Genomic DNA, 16,364 nt, shown 5'->3' on the forward strand with positions numbered 1-16,364 from the left:
ACCGCCGTCATCCTGGAGATGTACGCAGATGGGTCTCCCGGGCGACGCGGTCGCCGGTGCGCGTTCGTAGCGTCGGAGGCATGAACCTCTCCTCGACAGACCTCGGCCTCGCCGCCCGGGTGCAGAACCTCACGAAGACCTACGGGCGTGCCGGCAGTGCGGTGCGCGCGCTCGACGACGTCAGCGTCGGCATCCGGCGCGGGCAGTTCACCGCGATCATGGGGCCGTCCGGCTCGGGCAAGTCCACGCTCATGCACATCATGGCGGGGCTGGATGCCGCCACGTCGGGCCGCGCGTGGATCGGCGACACCGACATCACCGCCCTGACCGATCTCGAGCTCACGATCCTGCGCCGCCGACGCGTCGGCTTCGTCTTCCAGGCCTTCAACCTGGTGCCGACCCTGGACGCCCTGGGCAACATCCTGCTCCCGTTCGATCTGGACGGCCGCCGCCCCAGCGCCCTGGAGCGAGCCCGCATCGACGGCCTCATCGAGACGCTCGGCCTCGAGTCGCGGCTGCGGCATCGTCCGCACGAGTTGAGCGGCGGCCAGCAGCAGCGCGTCGCGATCGCCCGGGCGCTGGCGACCGCGCCCGATCTCGTGTTCGCCGACGAGCCGACCGGCAATCTCGACTCGCGCAGCGGCCGCGAGGTGCTCGGCCTGCTCCAGGCCGCCAGCCGCGATCACGGTCAGTCGATCGCGATGGTGACGCACGACCCGATCGCCGCCAGTCACGCCGACCGCGTGATCCTGCTGGGCGACGGACGCATCGTCGCGGACAAGCCGCGCCAGAGCGCCGAGCAGATCGCCGCCTACATGCTGGCGTCCGAGCTCGGCCGGCCGGCGGTGAGCGCGTGAGCGCCGTCGCGGCGGGCCGCCGACACGATACGCCCGCACGGGCGACGGCATCCGCCCCCCTCGCGTGGCTGCGTGAACGCGGGATGGGCGCGAGCGTGCTCGTCGCGGCGATCTCGAGCGCGTTCGGGGTGCTGCTGATCTCGGCGACCGGATACATCGCGGCGATGCTGAGCTCGGACCCGTTCATCGGCGGCAGCGAGATGCTGGGGTTCGTGCTGAGCTTCCTCACGGTGATCCTGGTCGGCGTCGCCGTGTACGTCGCGGCGATCGTCACCGCGAACACGTTCTCGACGGTGATCGCCGGCCGCACCCGCCGCATCGCGCTGCTGCGTCTGATCGGAGCATCCGCACGCGGGCAGCGCTCCGAGGTCGCGCGGCAGGGACTGGTCGTAGGCGTCATCGGGGCCTTCCTCGGTCTCGTGGGCGGCACGGCCGTGGCGGCGGGCGGGGTGTGGATCGCGGGGCGGATGCTGGGGCTCGAGGGCATCGCTTTCACCCTGGTGCAGCCGGTGCTGGTGATCCCCGCCGCGATCGTCGCCCTCACGACGTGGGCGGCGGCGTGGGCAGGATCGCGACGGGTGCTGACGGTGACGCCGCTGCAGGCTCTCGGCGGATCGGTCGAGGCGTCGCGCGACGAGGTCGGCGTCCGTCGTGGCCGCAACGTCGCAGCGATCGCGCTGTTCGTCGCGGGAGGATCGCTCCTGGTCGCGGGCATCGCGCTCGGGTTGATCTCGCCGCTCGGCGTGGCGGTGGCCTTCGTCGGCGGCATCCTGTCCTTCACCGGCCTCGCCCTCGGGGCGACGTTCGTCATGCCGCCGGTGCTGCGCCTCATCGGGCGTCTGTTCGGTGGTTCGGCGACCGCACGCCTGGCGGCCGAGAATGCGCTGCGCTATCCGGAGCGATCCTCGCGCATGGCGATCGGGGTCGTCATGGGGGTGACGCTCGTGACGATGTTCGCGGTGGCGATCGAATCGGTCAAGGCCGTGCTGACCGCGGCCGGGGGCGGGTCGCTGCCTGCGGAGATGGCGACGGTGCTGGACTCCTTCGCGGCGATCATGATGGGTCTGGTCGCCGTCTCGGCCGTGATCGCGGGCGTCGGGCTGGTCAACCTCCTCACGATCGGAGTCGTGCAGCGCCGTCGCGAACTCGGTCTGCTGCGGGCGCTCGGGCTCTCGAACGCGCAGGTGCGTCGCGTGGTGCTGCTGGAGGCCGCGCACCTCACGATCGCGGCGCTGGCAACCGGTCTCGTGCTCGGGGTGGTCTACGGGTGGGCCGGCGCGCAATCCCTGCTGGGTTCGGTGCCGGTCGATGCCACGATGGCGCACTCCGCGCATCTCGTCTGGCCGGCGGTGCCGTTCTGGCCGGTCGTCGCGGTCGTCGGCGCGACGGCGGTGCTCACGCTGGTCGGTGCCGTCGTGCCCACGCGGCTTGCGACCCGGGTCGCGCCGGTAGAGGCGCTCGCCGAGTGAGTCAGGCGGCGTCCGTGGCCGGCTCGGAGACCGGTTCCTTCGCGGGCTCCGGGTCGTGCGCCCAGGTGGGTGCCATCGCCGCGATGCGCGCGCCCCGCCACTGCCACGTCGCCCACAGCATCGGCCACATCGCGAGCGCGGTCGGCCCGCCGATCGTCAGCCGGTCTCGCCAGAGCGTTCGGGTGGGGTCTCCCGGCGCGGGCGAGATCGCCATCTGGTGGTCCCAGACGTCGAGGCTGGCCAGCGGGCCGGTGAGCGGGATGCCGCTGTCGCGGAAGATCCGCACCGGCCCGTTCGCGTCCTGCACGGTGCGCTCGCTGATGTGGATCAGCTGTCGTCCCAGGGGAACGATGCCGGCGAGGGAGAGCTGCACCGGAACGTCTCCGCCGGGCTCCCAGGTGGTCGGCAGGCCCTCCGGCGCGAGCGGCGCGAGGTCCATCAGCGGCCCGTACAGTTCGGCGACGGCTCGAGGGGAGTGCACGGCCCGCCACGCGGCATCCGCGTCGCAGTCGATGACGAGCTTGAGCAGGATGCGCATCCTCCCAGTCTCGCACTCCGGTCGTCGGCTCTAGGCTGTTCCGGTGCCGCCGTTCGACCAGTCCACCTACCAGGTGCGTCTCGAGTGGGGCGTCGACGGTCTCGCCCGGCTCGCGCCGGCCGAGATCGTCGTGGTCGTCGATGTGCTGCGGTTCTCCACGACGGTGATCGATGCCGTGCAGCGGGGTGAGCGCTACCGGCTGGACGCCGCAGCCCACGCCGTGTCGATCAACGGGGCAGCGGTGGCCGCCGCGGCGGCCGATGCCGGCGCACTCGTGCTGCTGGGCGCCCTGACCAACGCCTCCGCGGTCGCGGCCGCGGCGCTCGCCGAGCAGCAGCGCCGGGGCGCGCGCACGAGCATCGCCGTGATCGCGGCCGGAGAGCTCGGAAGCGTCGACGCCCGCCTGCGCTTCGCGATGGAGGATCAGCTGGGCGCGGGCGCCGTCGTGGATGCCCTGGGCGCTCTGGGCATCGACCACACGTCGCCCGATGCTGCAGTGGCGGCCGAGTCCTTCCGGGCGCTGCGCCGTGCCGCGAAGCACCTGCTCACGGCGAGCGGCTCGGGTCTGGAGCTCATCGAGCGCGGTCGGCAGGACGAGGTGCTCGCGGCGGCGGCCGTGGATGCGGCATCCCTCGTCCCCGTCCTGCGCGACGGCGTCTTCCGCGCCTACTGACGGCTCAGCGGGGGGTCATCGCGGCGAGCCGGACGGAAGGACTGATCTCGCGCCGGGCCCACGTGAACACGAACCGCTCGTCGAAGCGCGGCGCGCACTTGGCGCACGAGGCGGGCCGCGTCACCCGGCGGTGCCGATAGGCGAGGTGACCGGCGGGGCAGACGCCGATCCAGGGCGCGAGCTCGATCGCCGTCTCGCCGTGGTGCGTCGTGCCGCCGACGTAGCCGAGCTCGCGGGCGATGCGCTTCCAGGTCGGCCCGTGCCCGGCCTTCGCCCCGGCCAGGGCGTGCGCCACCTCGTGCAGCAGTGTCTGATGGTTCGTGTCGTCGTCGTAGCGCGCGGCGAGGTAGCGCGACACACTGATGCGCTTGCGGGTGAAGTCGCACAGCCCCGCGCGGCGCTTGGCGTTGTCGAACCCGAAAGACCACGAGTCGTCGAGGTGGTGGGCGATCAGCGCGTCTGCCCACACGCGCACACGGTGAAGATCCGACATGGGAACGAGACTAGAACATCCCTACGACACTGCCGAGGCGAGCGTCAGCTGGCGACCGACGCGCCGGTGCGGCGTCGATCTGCGGCGTCGATCGCGAGCAGCGCGGCTTCGAGCTGGTCGTCCGATGCGCCGGACTCCTGCCGCAGGAACAGAGCCCGCTTGAAGTCCGCGCGCGCCGAGACGAAGTCCTCGGCGTCGTAGTGGACCTTCCCGCGATGGGTGTACGCGAACGCGGCGATCGCGTTCCACTCCTGCCCCTCGGCCTCGTACGCGCACGAGGTGAGCTCCTGCTCGGCGGCGGCGTACGCCCCCCGGAACTGCAGGACCGACGCGTGCAGGATGCGGGCGCGCAGCAGGTCCTTGCGGGTGCCCGCCATGCGGGCGACGCGCACCGACTGCTCCGAGAGCACGAGCGAGTCCTCGAGGCGCCCGAGCACCTTCAGCAGCCAGACGCGCTCCAGAAGCGCGGGAAGGCTCCGCTGCTCGCCGATCTCGTCGAGGCGCTCCTTGCACGCGCGAGGATCGACCTGCTCGCGCAGGGTGTCGGGGTCGTACCCGTGGATGTAGCTCACTGCCGGCTCCTCTCCGCGCGAGGTGTTCGCTCATCCAGTGTGCCCCGGCGGCGGCCGCACTCCGGGCGGACTCGCCGGTCGCCGACGCGACACGCGAACGGGTTCAGGGTCGGCGCTCGAAGACGGATGCCGCGGGCCGGGGCGAGGGGGTGGAATCGGCATCCGTCGCCACGCGCGCGCCGAGCGCGAACTCCTCGAGCTCGGCGCCCTGTGCGACCTTGGCGGGGTGCGGGCCAGCGGCCATGAGCCGGGGCAGCCACTCCGACGGCAGCGGGGCGGGGGAGGCGGCGATCACCAGGTTGCCGAATCTGCGGCCCTTCAGCACCTGCACCTCGGCGAGGACGATCACGTGCGCGCACACGGCCTGCACGGTAGCGACCTGGCGGCGCGCGAACCTCAGTCCGGCCCCGTCGGCGACGTTCACGAGCAGGACGCCTTCGGGAGCCAGGAGCTTCGCCGCAGCCGCGTAGAACTCGACGGTCGTCAGGTGCGCGGGGGTCTGCGAGCCGGCGTACACGTCCGAGATCAGCAGGTCGACGTTGCCGGTGAGCGCGGCCGGCAGGCGGCCGAGGGCCTCCCGCGCATCCCCGATCCGCACGCGGATCGACGCGCCCCTGGGCAGCGGCAGCTCCGCGCGGACGAGCTCGACCAGGGCCGGTTCGAGCTCGATCACCTGCTGGCGGGAGCCGGGCCGTGTGGCGTCGACGTACCGGGGCAGGGTGAGGGCGCCGGCGCCGAGGTGCACGGCGGTGAGCGGCTGACGCGGCACCCGGAGCAGGTCGATCACGGCGCCCATGCGGGCGACGTACTCGAAGTGCAGGTGGGTCGGATCGTCCAGGTCGACGTGCGACTGGGGGGTGCCGTCCACCTGCAGCTCCCACCCGCCGGCGTATTCGGAGCGGACGACGTGCGCGAGCGTGCCGTCCGAGAGCCGCACGGACGCGGGGGTGTCCTCGAAGCGGGCGCGGGCCATGGGTCCACGGTATCCCGCCGGGTTCGTGCGGGGTTTCGCGCGTGCCGAATTCAGGCTAGGTGGCGGGGCCGCGCGGCGGGAGGGCGGATTCTCGGGGCGGAAGCACGGGCGTGTGCGCACTCAGCCTGAATTCGGCACGAGGCGTTCGGCGCAGCGAGTCGGGCGAGCCCGCCGGTTCGGCCGGCGGTTCGCCGGCGGCGCGCGCGGGGGTTCGCCGGCGGTGCGCCGGCGGTGCGCGCGTGCCGAATTCAGGCTAGGTGGCGGGGCCGCGCGTCGGGAGGGCGGATTTCCGGGCCGCCCGCGCGGGCGCATGCGCACTCAGCCTGAATACGGCATCGCACCGAACCGGCGCCGAATCCCGTGCACGGCGGCGGCTGCCGACGCGGAAGCACATCCGGCACTGTGCACGGGAGCGGGACGCGAACCGGTGGGTACCGTGGTCGCATGGCCTCGATCGATCTGAACGCCGACCTCGGCGAGACGGTCGCCGGCGTGCCGACGGCGGACGACGAGGCCATGTTCGCGCTGATCTCCAGCGCGAGCGTCGCGTGCGGCGGGCACGCAGGGGATGCCGCATCCCTCCGTGCGGCCGTCGACCGGGCCGCGCGCTTCGGCGTCGCGATCGGCGCGCACCCCTCGTATCCCGACACGGCGAACTTCGGGCGTGTGCGCCTGGACATGTCGGCCGATGACCTCATCTCGACCGTCACGGCGCAACTGAACGCGCTCGTCGACGCCGGGGCGGAAGTGCGATACGTCAAGCCGCACGGTGCGCTGTACCACGCGGTCACGGCCGACTCCGCCCAGGCGGAGGCCGTCGTGGCCGCGGTGTCGGACCTCTCCGAGCGGCTCGGCCGGGCGCTGCCCGTGCTCGGACTGCCCGGCCGCATCGAGCGAGCCGCCCGCGCGGCCGGGCTCCCCTTCCTGCGTGAGGCGTTCCTCGACCGCGGCTACCGCGCCGACGGCTCGCTCGTTCCGCGCGAAGAGCCCGGCGCTCTGCTGCACGACCCCGCCGAGGTCGCCGACCGGGCGGTGCGCCTCGTGCGCGAGGGAGTGGTGGCGGCGACCGACGGCGCGGCGGTGGCGGTGGAGGCGGCATCCCTCTGCGTCCACGGCGACTCGCCCGACGCCGTCGCGATGGCCCGCGCGGTGAGGGCCGCGCTCGAGGCGGACGGCATCGAGGTGCGTGCGCCGTGGTGAGCGCCGCGGCCCGGATCCTGCCGATGGGCGAGCACGCCCTGCTGCTGGAGGTGGACACGCTGCAGGACGCGACCGATCTGCATCGCCGTCTCGACGCCGCCCGCCCGCCCGGCGTCGTCGACCTGGTCCCCGCGGCCCGCACCGTGCTCGTGCGCGTCGACCCCCCGCTGACGCTGGCCGCCGCTCGCGCCTGGATCGCGGCGACGACGACGGATTCGGCATCCCTCCCGCTCGCGACGGCCGACCTCGTCGAGCTGGAGGTGACCTACGACGGAGCCGACCTCGCCGAGACGGCTGCGCTGCTCGGCATGACGGCCGAGGAGCTCGTCCGCCGGCATACCGGCGCCGAGTGGACGGTCGCCTTCACGGGGTTCGCGCCGGGCTTCGGCTACCTGGTGAGTCCGGACTGGCCCTTCGACGTGCCGCGGCTGCTGAGTCCGCGCACGCGGGTTCCGCGGGGCTCGGTCGGGCTGGCGGGCGGGTTCACGGGTGCGTACCCGCGGGAGACCCCGGGCGGGTGGCGCCTGATCGGCACGACCTCCGCGCCGCTGTTCGATGTGGATGCCGCATCCCCGGCCCTGCTCGCCCCCGGCACGCGCGTGAGGTTTCGTCCGGTCACCGCGTCCTCGTCCCGCGAGACTGCACGGGGTGGTCGAGACAGCGGGCAGACCCCGCAGTCTGGACCACCGCATGCCGTCTCGCGGGAAGGAGACCTGCGGGTCGATGAGCCGGGGCTGCTCGCCACCGTGCAGGATCTGGGCCGCCCGGGGGCGGCGGCGCTCGGCGTCGCACCCTCGGGAGCCCTCGACCGGGGCGCGGCGCGCACCGCGAACCGGCTCGTGGGCAATGCCGAGGGTGCCGCGGTGATCGAGGTCACGATGGGGGGATTCCGGGCGACCGCGGGGCGCGATCACTGGTTCGCCGTGGCCGGGGCCTGGGGTCCGATTCGGCTCGCCGGGATCGAGATCGACCCGTACGAGGCCCACGCCTGGCCCGCCGGAGCGGAGCTGCACCTGGACTGGTTCGCGCACGGCGCGCGCGCCTACCTCGCGGTGCGCGGCGGCATCGAGGCCGCGCAGGCGCTGGGATCGCGCTCGACCGACGTGCTGGCGGGCATCGGCGCGGCACACGTGCAGGCGGGCGACGCGCTGCGTGTCGGCGAGGCCACGGCGCCGATCCCGGTCGCCGCACTCGCTCCCTGGGGAGCGCCGCACGACGATGAGCTCGAGGTCGAGCTGGCTCCCGGCCCGCGGGCCGAGTGGTTCACGGCATCCGCCCGCCGGCGGCTGTTCGATGCCGTGTGGACGGTGACGAACGACGCCGACCGGGTCGGCATGCGCCTCGATGGACCGCCGCTCGAGCGCGAACGCCCGGGCGAGCTGCCGAGCGAGGGCATGGTGCCCGGCGCACTGCAGGTGCCGCCGAGCGGGCGGCCGACGATCCTGCTCGCCGACGGACCCGTCACGGGCGGCTACCCGGTGATCGCGGTGGCGACGGATGCCGCGCTCGATCTGCTGGCGCAGGCTCGGCCCGGAACGCGCCTGCGGTTCCGCCACGCGCGGCTCGCCTGAGCGTTCCCGGAGGGGCCGGTCACCAGTGCGCGAGCGACTGCGTCGCCACCGCCCGCTCCGTGGGCGGCAGGGCGAGCGCGACCGCTTCGGCGACCGTGAGCTGCGCGCCCTCGAGCTCGCCGGCCGCGACTTGGTCGGGATCGCTCTTGCGGACCGCGTCGAGCGAGAGCGAGTGCACCGTGAACGCCTCGACGTCGAAGACGCCGATGCGGTGCCGGATCGCCGCGGCGGCGGCCGACAGCGCCCCGGCGCGCCGTGCTTCGCCGTGCGCCGCAGCGATCGCGCAGATGCCCTCGAGTCCGTAGGCGACGCCCTCCTCGTGGTGGAGCTTCACCGAGTCCACCAGGGTGCGCCGGAACACCGCCTCGGCCTCGTCGACCTTGCCCTCCACGAGCAGGAGGCGTCCGATCTGGTTGCCGGCCACCGAGCGGGTGAAGAGGTCTCCGCCCGCGTCGGCCAGATCGCTGGCACGTTCGAAGTGCGCCAGCGCATCCGCCCGCGCTCCCCGCAGCCACGCGACCCTGCCGAGCGAGACGCGCGTGATCGCCTCGCCCCAGCCGTTGCCGACGCGGTGCAGCTTGTCGACCGCATCGTCCAGCTCGCGGGCGGCGGTCTCGATGTCGGGTTCGGACAGCTGCACGCGGGCGGTGGCCCGCGCCGCCAGCGCCATCGCCGCCGCGTCCTCGTCACCGCTCTCGGTGAACAGCCGCACGCACTCGCCGAGTCCGGCGACGACCTCCGGTGACGGCCGCTGCCACATCTCACCCCACAGGGCGAAGAACCACGCGATCGCCCGGGAGTGCGGCCGGATGGGCTGGTCCTTGCCCAGCAGTTCGAGCATCCAGACGCGGACGCCGCCGAACAGGCCCATGATCCACCAGTAGATGAGCAGGCCCCACGCGAAGTCGGCGGCGTCGTCGAGGCGGTCCGTGTAGACCAGATGTCTGACCGCGGCTCGGAGGTTCGCAAGCTCGATGCCGAGCGAAGCCACGGTGGAGGCCTGGCTGCGGCCTCTCAGGTCTCCGGCGTCGCGGCGCACGAGCGCCGTGTAGTAATCGGCATGAGCCGTGCGCATGCGGTCTGCGTCGCCCCGCTCCTTGAGGCGGCCGAGGGCGTACTCGCGCACGATCGCCAGGAGCGACAGCACCGGGCGGCCGTCGAATTCCGTCTGCTTCACGAGGGAGCCGTCGATCAGCGCGGTGATCCCGTCGATCGCATTCCCCTCCCACGATCGACCCGAGCCGATGGCCTCCACCGCCTCGAGCGAGAACCGCTCGGCGAACACCCCGAGGTCCTCGAGCAGGTCCCGGTCCGCGGGCGAGAGCAGCTCCACGCTCCAATCCAGCGTCGCGCGCATCGTGCGGTGGCGCTCCGGCAGGTCGCGCACCGCGGCCGTCAGCAGCGGAAGGCTGCGCTTCAGGCGTTCTGCGATGCCGAGCGGCGTCAGCATGCGCACCTTCGCCGCGGCCAGCTCGATCGCCAGGGGAAGTCCCTCGAGACGGCGGCAGATGTCCATCACTGCGCCGGCGTTCTCCTCGGTGAGGGTGAAGGAGGGCTTCGCTGCTCGCGCGCGGTCGACGAAGAGCGCGACCGCCGCCGAGCCCTGCGCGCGCTCGAGCGTTCCCGGCGCACCCGGGGCGGGCGTGCTCAGGGCGCGGACGTCGTACACCTGCTCACCGCGGATGCGCAGGACAACCCGGCTCGTCACGAGGAAGCTCGCGCTCGGCGCGACCGTGTACAGCCGCACGAGCACGGGTGCCGCATCCACGATCTGCTCGAAGTTGTCCAGCACCAGCAGCACCCGCCGGTCGGCGAGGGCGTGCGAGATGCGCTCCTCGAGCACCGCCTCGCCGTTGTCGCGGATGCCGAGGGCATAGGCGATGGTCGGCAGCAGCAGACCGGGCTCGAGCACGTTCTCGAGTCCGACGAAGTAGGTGCCGTCCGGGAACGCGTCGCGGGCGGCGATCGCGACCTCGATCGCCAGACGGCTCTTGCCGATGCCGCCCGGTCCGATCAGGCTGATCACGCGGTCATCACCGCGCGCGAGCAGCGCGCGGACCTCTGCGATCTCCCGCTCCCTTCCGATGGTGTTCGTGTACGGCACCGGCACGCGCGCGACGAGCCCGGACGCGGCATCCGCGTCGGAGGAGTCGCCGGTCGTCCGCGACTGATCGAAGCGCTCGGCCATGAGGGTCGCAAGGTCGGCGGCCACCTGATCCTCGAGCTCGGCCGCGGTCTCGAACGGCAGGTACGCAGCCGTGTCATCTGTTCGGATGCGGTCGATCAGCCGGGTGAGGCGCTCCTCGCGGGCGGCGCTCTTCTTGATGTAGATGAGCTTCGGCATCGATCGCGGAGCGAGGTTGTACTCGTCCTCGAGACCCGAGATCTGCTCGTCGGGCGCGACCCATCCGTAGCTGTCCGCATAGATTCCGATGAACACGTCGCTCTGGGCGAGGTAGGAGCGGTAGAGCTCGCGGGGAGGGTGCGGGCGAGCGCCGAGCTCGAACATCACGGGAGCCAGCTGGAGTCGCTCGATCGCCGCGCGCACGGCCTGGCGTTCTTGTGCGAGCTCGCGCAGCGTCGAGCTCACGAACACCCGGATCCTCTGGTCGGGGGTGCGGATCACGGACGACTTAGCCCCGGTCATGGCCCCATCCTGGACGAGGGACACCGTCGGCGCCGGGCGACGCGGCCTGGATCACCACTGGGCGAGTGCCTCTCGCACCGTGGCGTCGGCGTCGGGCAGCGCGAGAGCGATCGCCTCCGCGATGCTCATCTCGGCCCCGGCGCGCTCGCCGGCAGCGACGCTCTCGGGATCGCTGGCGCGCAGGGCCTCCAGCGGTGCGACGTGCACGGCGAACCCCGCGACATCGAAGATGCCCGTGGTCTGGCGAACCGTGGCGGCCACCATCGACAGTGCACCGGCGTGCCAGCCGTCCCCGCGCGAGGCGGCGACGGCGGACATGCCCTCGAGTGCATACGAGGCGCCCTCCACGTAGTGCAGCCGGGCGGACAGGCCGAGCGTCAGGATCCATTCCTGCTCAGCGGCCTCGACCTGGCCCATCATGAACAGGACCCGCGTGCGGTTGTTTCCGGCGACGATGCGCGTGTGCATGTTCTGACCTTGATCGGCGATCTCGGCCGACCGTGAGAAGTGCGCGAGCGCATCGGCTATCTGACCGCGGACCACGCTGAGGAAGCCGAGTCCGATCTCGGCCATGGATTCCGCCCAGCCGTCCCCGATCGCCCGCAGCCGCGCCACCGCCTCGGTGAGCTCCTCCTCGGCCTTGTCGGCGTCGAGGTCGGGAAACTGCAGCCGCGTCGTCGCTCGGGCAGCCAGGGCCATGGCCGCGGCATCCTCGTCCCCGCTCTCGGTGAACAGGCGTACGCACTCGCCCAGTCCGGTGACGACCTGATCGGACGGACGCTGCCACATCTCGCTCCAGAGCGAGAAGAACCAGGCGACGGCACGGGTGTGCGGCGTGATCGGCTGCTGCTTCTCCAGCAGCTCGAGCATCCACAGGCGCACTTCGCTGAAGAAGCCCGAGATCCACCAGTACACCAGCAGACTCCAGGCGAAATCTCCGGCGAGATCGAGACGATCGGTGTAGACCAGATGCCGGGCCGCAGCCCGCAGGTTCGGCAATTCCATTCCCAGCGCCCGCACCGCGTCGGGCTGCCGCGCGTCGCGCAGGCCGGGGGCGATCTGCTCCACGAGCGACACGTAGTAGTCGGCGTGCGCGACGCGCATCACCTCGGCCTCGCCGCGCTCCTTGAGCCTGCCGATCGCGTATTCGCGCATGATGGCCAGCAGCGAGAACGTGGATCGATCGTCGATCTCCACCTGCTGGACGAGCGAGGCGTCGACAAGCTCGGACAGCGCGTCCAGGGCGTACCCATCCCACGAGCGCCCCCGGCCGATCGCCTCGACCGCTTCGAGTGTGAACCGGGTGGCGAACACCCCGAGATCCTCGAGCAGATCGCGTTGGCGGTCAGGCAGCAGGCCGACGCTCCACTCGATCGTTCCGCGCATCGTGCGGTGCCGGTCGGGAAGGTCCCGCACCGCGGCCGTCAGCAGCGGCAGGCTGTGCTCGAGCCGTTGCGCGATCCCTTCGGGGGTGAGCAGGCGCACTTTCGCCGCGGCGAGCTCGATCGCCAGGGGAAGTCCCTCCAGGCGGCGACAGATGGCGGTGATGGCGGCGGCGTTCTCCGAAGTGAGCGCGAACTCCGGCTTGACCGCCTGGGCCCGATCGACGAACAGCTGAACGGCGGGGGAGCGTCGCGCACGCTCGAGCGTGACCGGTGCAGTGCCTTCCGGGGGGCGCAGCGGCTCCACTTCGTAGACCTGCTCGCCGCGGATGCGCAGCACGATCCGACTCGTGACCAGGAAGCTCACCGACGGCGCGACGGTGTAGAGCCGAACCAGAACGGGCGCGGCCTCCACGATCTGCTCGAAGTTGTCCAGCACGATCAGGACGCGCCGGCCCTGCAGAGCCTGCGAGATGCGTTCCTCGAGTCCCGCCTCGCCCGTGTCGCGGATGCCGAGGAAGTAGGCGATCGTGGGCAGCAGGAGGCCCTGTTCGAGGACGCCCTCCAGCAGCACGAAGAACGTCCCGTCGGGATAGAGGTCCTCGGTGGCATGCGCGACCTCGATCGCGAGGCGGCTCTTGCCGATCCCGCCAGGCCCCACCAGCGTCACGACGCGGTCCTCGCCCTTCTCCAGCAGGGCGCGCACCTGGGCGAGGTCGCGCTCGCGGCCGATGGTCGTCGTGTACGGGGCGGGAACGCGAGCCAGCAGGGATCCCTCGGCGTCGGGGGCTCCGTCGCCTGCCCCGCGTGACTGGTCGAAGCGCTCGGCGAGCAGAGTGGCCAGATCGCTCGTCACGCGTTCCTGCAGATCGGCGGCGGTCCGGAAGGGAAGGTAGGCGGCAGTGTCGTCGCTCTGGATGCGGTGGATGAGCTTCGTCAGGCGCTCCTCGCGGGAATCGGATGCCTTGATGTAGATCAGTTTGGGCATGCCCTTCGGGGCGAGGTCGTACTCGTCCTCCAGGCCCGAGATCTGCTCGCCCGGGGCGACCCACCCGTAGCTGTCGGCGTAGATCCCGACGAACACGTCGCTCTGAGCGAGGTAGGAGCGGTACAGCTCGCGAGGCGGGTGCGGACGCGCGCCGAGCTCGAACATGACGGGCGCGAGGCGCATGCGCTCGATGGCGCTGCGCACGGCCGCCCGCTCCTCGGCGAGTTCGCGCAGAGTCGAACTCACGAACACCCTGAGCCGCCGGTCGGGCGTGCGGATCAGGGGCCCCCGTGCCCCAGTCATGTCCATATCATGGCCCTCCCGCAGGAATATGCACCAGAGGCGATGGTCAGCCGGACGCTCCCGCACGTCGTCCCGCGCCGGCCAGCGCGTAGTCCCCGGCTTCCGCCGCACCGTATTCCGCGCCCCGCCGCTGGGCGGCTTCGATCCGTTCACCCGCTCCCTTCTCGGCGAGGGCCTGGAGATACCGTTCGTGGAAGACGAAGCGGGGCGAATCGAACACGGCGGCGCGCTTGCGGATGGCTCCCGCCGCGCCGGCGAGGACCCCTGCCCGCTCCGCATCCTCGCGGAGGGCGGCGATCGCGCTCAGCCCCTCCAGCCCGTAGGCGATGCCCTCGTCGTGGCGCAGGATCAGCGACCCTTCGATCGCGTCCAGGAACAGCCGCTCCGAGTCCTCGATCCTGCCGGCGAAGAGGCGCATCCGAGCGAGGTGATGGATCGCGACGGTGGCCGCGAACAGGTCGCCGCTGGAGGTGGCAGCTGAGACACCGCGCTCGAACTCGACGGTCGCCGCATCGAGATCTCCCGTGAGGGCGGCGATCCGGCCGAGCGCGACGAGCGCGAGCGTCTCGCCCCAGCCCGCATGGAGCGCGTGGAACCGATCGGCCCCTTCGCGGAGCCAGCCCTCGGCGGCGGCCATGTCGGGATCGGGAGTGTTGATCTCGGCGAGGCCGGCCGTGGCGCCCGCCATCGTGGCTCCCACTTCGTCGCCGGCCGATGCGAAGTCGGCCGCCGCGGCGCGCAGGGATGCCGTGATCTCATGCGACGGGACGATCCACATGTCCCGCCATGCGACGTAGAAGGCGGCGATCGCGCGAGTGCGCGGCGACACCTCTCTCCCGGACGCGAGGAGCTCCTGCATCCACACCGCGACCTCGGTCAGGTAGCCGCCGATCCACCAGTAGAGATAGAGCCGCCATGCCGTGTCGGATGCCGTCTCGACATCGCCGATCGCCGCCAGGTGGCGTACCGCGGCGCGCAGGTTCCCCCGCTCCAGGTTGAGCCGCGCGACCGCATCCGTCTGGTCGCCGAAGCCCAGACCGCGTCCTTCGCGGCGCGACAGGTCGACGTAGACGTCTGCGTGCGCCCGCCGCGCATCCACCTCCTCACCCGTGGACCGCAGGTGCTCCAGCCCGAACTCGCGCACGGTCGCCAGGAGCGAGAACACCGACTCGCCGTCCAGGTCCGCCTGATCGACGAGCGAGGAGTCCACCAGAGTCTCGAGTCCCGCGAAGACGTCGAAATCCCAGCCCCGCCGCACGCCGTAGGCCTCCACCGATTCGAAAGTGAATCCGGGTGAGAACACCCCCAGCTCGCAGAGCAGACGCCGCTCGTTGTCGGGGAGGAGTCCGGTCGACCACTCGATCGTGGAGCGGAGGGTGCGCTGGCGTTCCGGAAGGTCCCGCGACGAGTCGACGAGGAGCGGCAGCTGCTGGTCGAGTCGCTGCAGAACGGATGCCGGGGTCAGGACGCGCATGCGGGCCGCGGCGAGCTCGATCGCCAGAGGCAGGCCCTGCAGGGCGCGGCAGATGCCGACCACGGCGGCGGCGTTCGCGTCCGTGAGCTCGAAGTCGGGCTTCACCGCTCGCGCTCGGTCGACAAACAGCTCCACCGCAGGGGAGGTGCGCGCGCGGGCGACCGAGTCCGGCGAGGCGGGGTCGTGGGTGGCCAGCGCCGGGACCTCGTAGACCTGCTCGCCGCGGACTCGCAGCAGCACCCGACTGGTGACCAGGAACGCTGCATCGGGTGCGATCGTGTACAGGCGCACCAGGACCGGTGCGGCCGCGACGAGCTGCTCGAAGTTGTCGAGCACGAGGAGGAGCCGGCGCCCTTCGAGCGCGATCGCCAATCGCTGCTCGAGCGGAAGATCGCCCGCGTCGCGGACGCCGAGGGCGTAGCCGATCGTCGGCAGCAGCAGGTCGGGCTCGAGCACGTTCTCGAGCGGGACGAACACCGTTCCAGCGGGGAAGAGATCACGCGCGGCCGAGGCGACGGCGATCGAAAGGCGGCTCTTGCCGATTCCGCCCGGGCCGAGCAGCGTGATCAGTCGCCGCTCGCGATCGGCGAGCAGGCGGAGCACGGTCGCGACATCCTCATCGCGCCCGATCAGTCGCGTGTAGGCAGAGGGGATGCGGGAGGCCAGGGGCGCGCGGGCGGGGGCCGCCGCGCGCGATGCGTCGAATCTCTCGGCGAGCAGCGTCGCGAGATCGGCTTCCACGAGCTCGGCGAGCTCCTCCGCGCTTCCGTACGCCTTGTACGAGGCGGTGTCGTCGGACCGGATGAGCGTGATCAGGCCGTCCAGTCGTTCGTCGCGCTGGGCGGGGGAGCGGACATAGATCAGCTTCGGCATCGAAGAAGGCGCAAGGCGGTACTCGTCCTCGAGCCCGGAGATCTGCTCTCCGGGCGCGACCCACCCGTAGCTGTCGGCGTAGATCCCGATGAAGACGTCGCTCTGCTCGAGGTAGGCCCGATAGAGCTCGCGCGGCGGGTGCGGCCGGGCGCCCAGTTCGAACATCACCGGCGCGAGGCGGAGACGCTCGATCGCGGCCCGCACCGCGCGGCGTTCGCTCTCGAGTTCACGCAGGGTCGAGGAGACGAACACGCGCAGTCGCTGGTCGGGCGTGCGTATCGCTGACGAGCGCGTGCTGACAGCATCCCCCATCCGCCCATTGTCGAGGACCGGGCACTGCGCCGTCCAGCG

General features: G+C 72.1%; 12 protein-coding genes. 5 read left to right on the top strand and 7 right to left on the bottom strand.

The genetic code is table 11. The features are described from left to right. Positions 1-80: 80 nt before the first annotated feature. Positions 81-857 (top strand): ABC transporter ATP-binding protein, encoded by a 777-nt coding sequence (locus tag RWQ91_RS10265; protein ID WP_314505691.1) that lies wholly within the window; start codon positions 81-83, stop codon positions 855-857. Continuing rightward, complete coding sequence (locus RWQ91_RS10270) at positions 854-2,326, top strand: FtsX-like permease family protein (RefSeq protein WP_399546256.1); 1,473 nt, start codon at positions 854-856, stop codon at positions 2,324-2,326. Before RWQ91_RS10265 ends, RWQ91_RS10270 begins: the two co-directional genes overlap by 4 nt. A 1-nt stretch (position 2,327) precedes the next feature. On the opposite strand, the gene RWQ91_RS10275 is transcribed toward RWQ91_RS10270, so the two are convergent. Then, positions 2,328-2,864 (bottom strand): hypothetical protein, encoded by a 537-nt coding sequence (locus RWQ91_RS10275; RefSeq protein ID WP_314505693.1) that lies wholly within the window; start codon positions 2,862-2,864, stop codon positions 2,328-2,330. Between the two features lie 43 nt (positions 2,865-2,907). Between RWQ91_RS10275 and RWQ91_RS10280 the strand changes: the two genes are divergently transcribed. Beyond that, positions 2,908-3,537 carry a 2-phosphosulfolactate phosphatase gene (locus tag RWQ91_RS10280; RefSeq protein ID WP_314505694.1) on the top strand — a complete coding sequence of 210 codons (630 nt, stop codon included), beginning with the start codon at positions 2,908-2,910 and terminating at the stop codon, positions 3,535-3,537. A gap of 4 nt (positions 3,538-3,541) precedes the next feature. On the opposite strand, the gene RWQ91_RS10285 is transcribed toward RWQ91_RS10280, so the two are convergent. The 3 genes from RWQ91_RS10285 to RWQ91_RS10295 form a co-directional block, all read right to left on the bottom strand. Further along, positions 3,542-4,030 carry a SprT-like domain-containing protein gene (locus RWQ91_RS10285; protein ID WP_314505695.1) on the bottom strand — a complete coding sequence of 163 codons (489 nt, stop codon included), beginning with the start codon at positions 4,028-4,030 and terminating at the stop codon, positions 3,542-3,544. Between the two features lie 44 nt (positions 4,031-4,074). Next, the gene (locus RWQ91_RS10290; protein ID WP_314505696.1) at positions 4,075-4,602 is read right to left on the bottom strand and encodes a hypothetical protein; all 528 of its coding nucleotides are present in this window, start codon (positions 4,600-4,602) and stop codon (positions 4,075-4,077) included. 103 nt (positions 4,603-4,705) lie between these two features. Then, the gene (locus tag RWQ91_RS10295) at positions 4,706-5,575 is read right to left on the bottom strand and encodes a fused MFS/spermidine synthase (RefSeq protein WP_314505697.1); all 870 of its coding nucleotides are present in this window, start codon (positions 5,573-5,575) and stop codon (positions 4,706-4,708) included. 444 nt (positions 5,576-6,019) lie between these two features. Between RWQ91_RS10295 and RWQ91_RS10300 the strand changes: the two genes are divergently transcribed. Next, positions 6,020-6,775, top strand: a complete 756-nt coding sequence (locus RWQ91_RS10300) for a 5-oxoprolinase subunit PxpA (protein WP_314505698.1) — start codon at positions 6,020-6,022, stop codon at positions 6,773-6,775. Next, positions 6,769-8,346, top strand: a complete 1,578-nt coding sequence (locus RWQ91_RS10305) for an urea amidolyase family protein (RefSeq protein ID WP_314505699.1) — start codon at positions 6,769-6,771, stop codon at positions 8,344-8,346. Before RWQ91_RS10300 ends, RWQ91_RS10305 begins: the two co-directional genes overlap by 7 nt. A 19-nt stretch (positions 8,347-8,365) precedes the next feature. Here RWQ91_RS10305 and RWQ91_RS10310 read toward each other — a convergent pair whose 3' ends face one another. From RWQ91_RS10310 to RWQ91_RS10320, 3 genes are read right to left on the bottom strand one after another with little or no spacing between them, the layout of a single operon-like run. Further along, complete coding sequence (locus RWQ91_RS10310) at positions 8,366-10,993, bottom strand: DUF4062 domain-containing protein (protein WP_314505700.1); 2,628 nt, start codon at positions 10,991-10,993, stop codon at positions 8,366-8,368. Between the two features lie 51 nt (positions 10,994-11,044). After that, positions 11,045-13,666 carry a DUF4062 domain-containing protein gene (locus RWQ91_RS10315; protein WP_314505701.1) on the bottom strand — a complete coding sequence of 874 codons (2,622 nt, stop codon included), beginning with the start codon at positions 13,664-13,666 and terminating at the stop codon, positions 11,045-11,047. A gap of 46 nt (positions 13,667-13,712) precedes the next feature. Beyond that, the gene (locus RWQ91_RS10320; protein WP_314505702.1) at positions 13,713-16,325 is read right to left on the bottom strand and encodes a DUF4062 domain-containing protein; all 2,613 of its coding nucleotides are present in this window, start codon (positions 16,323-16,325) and stop codon (positions 13,713-13,715) included. Positions 16,326-16,364 lie beyond the last annotated feature (39 nt).

The organism is uncultured Microbacterium sp., from assembly GCF_963524805.1.
Lineage (GTDB): Bacteria > Actinomycetota > Actinomycetes > Actinomycetales > Microbacteriaceae > Microbacterium.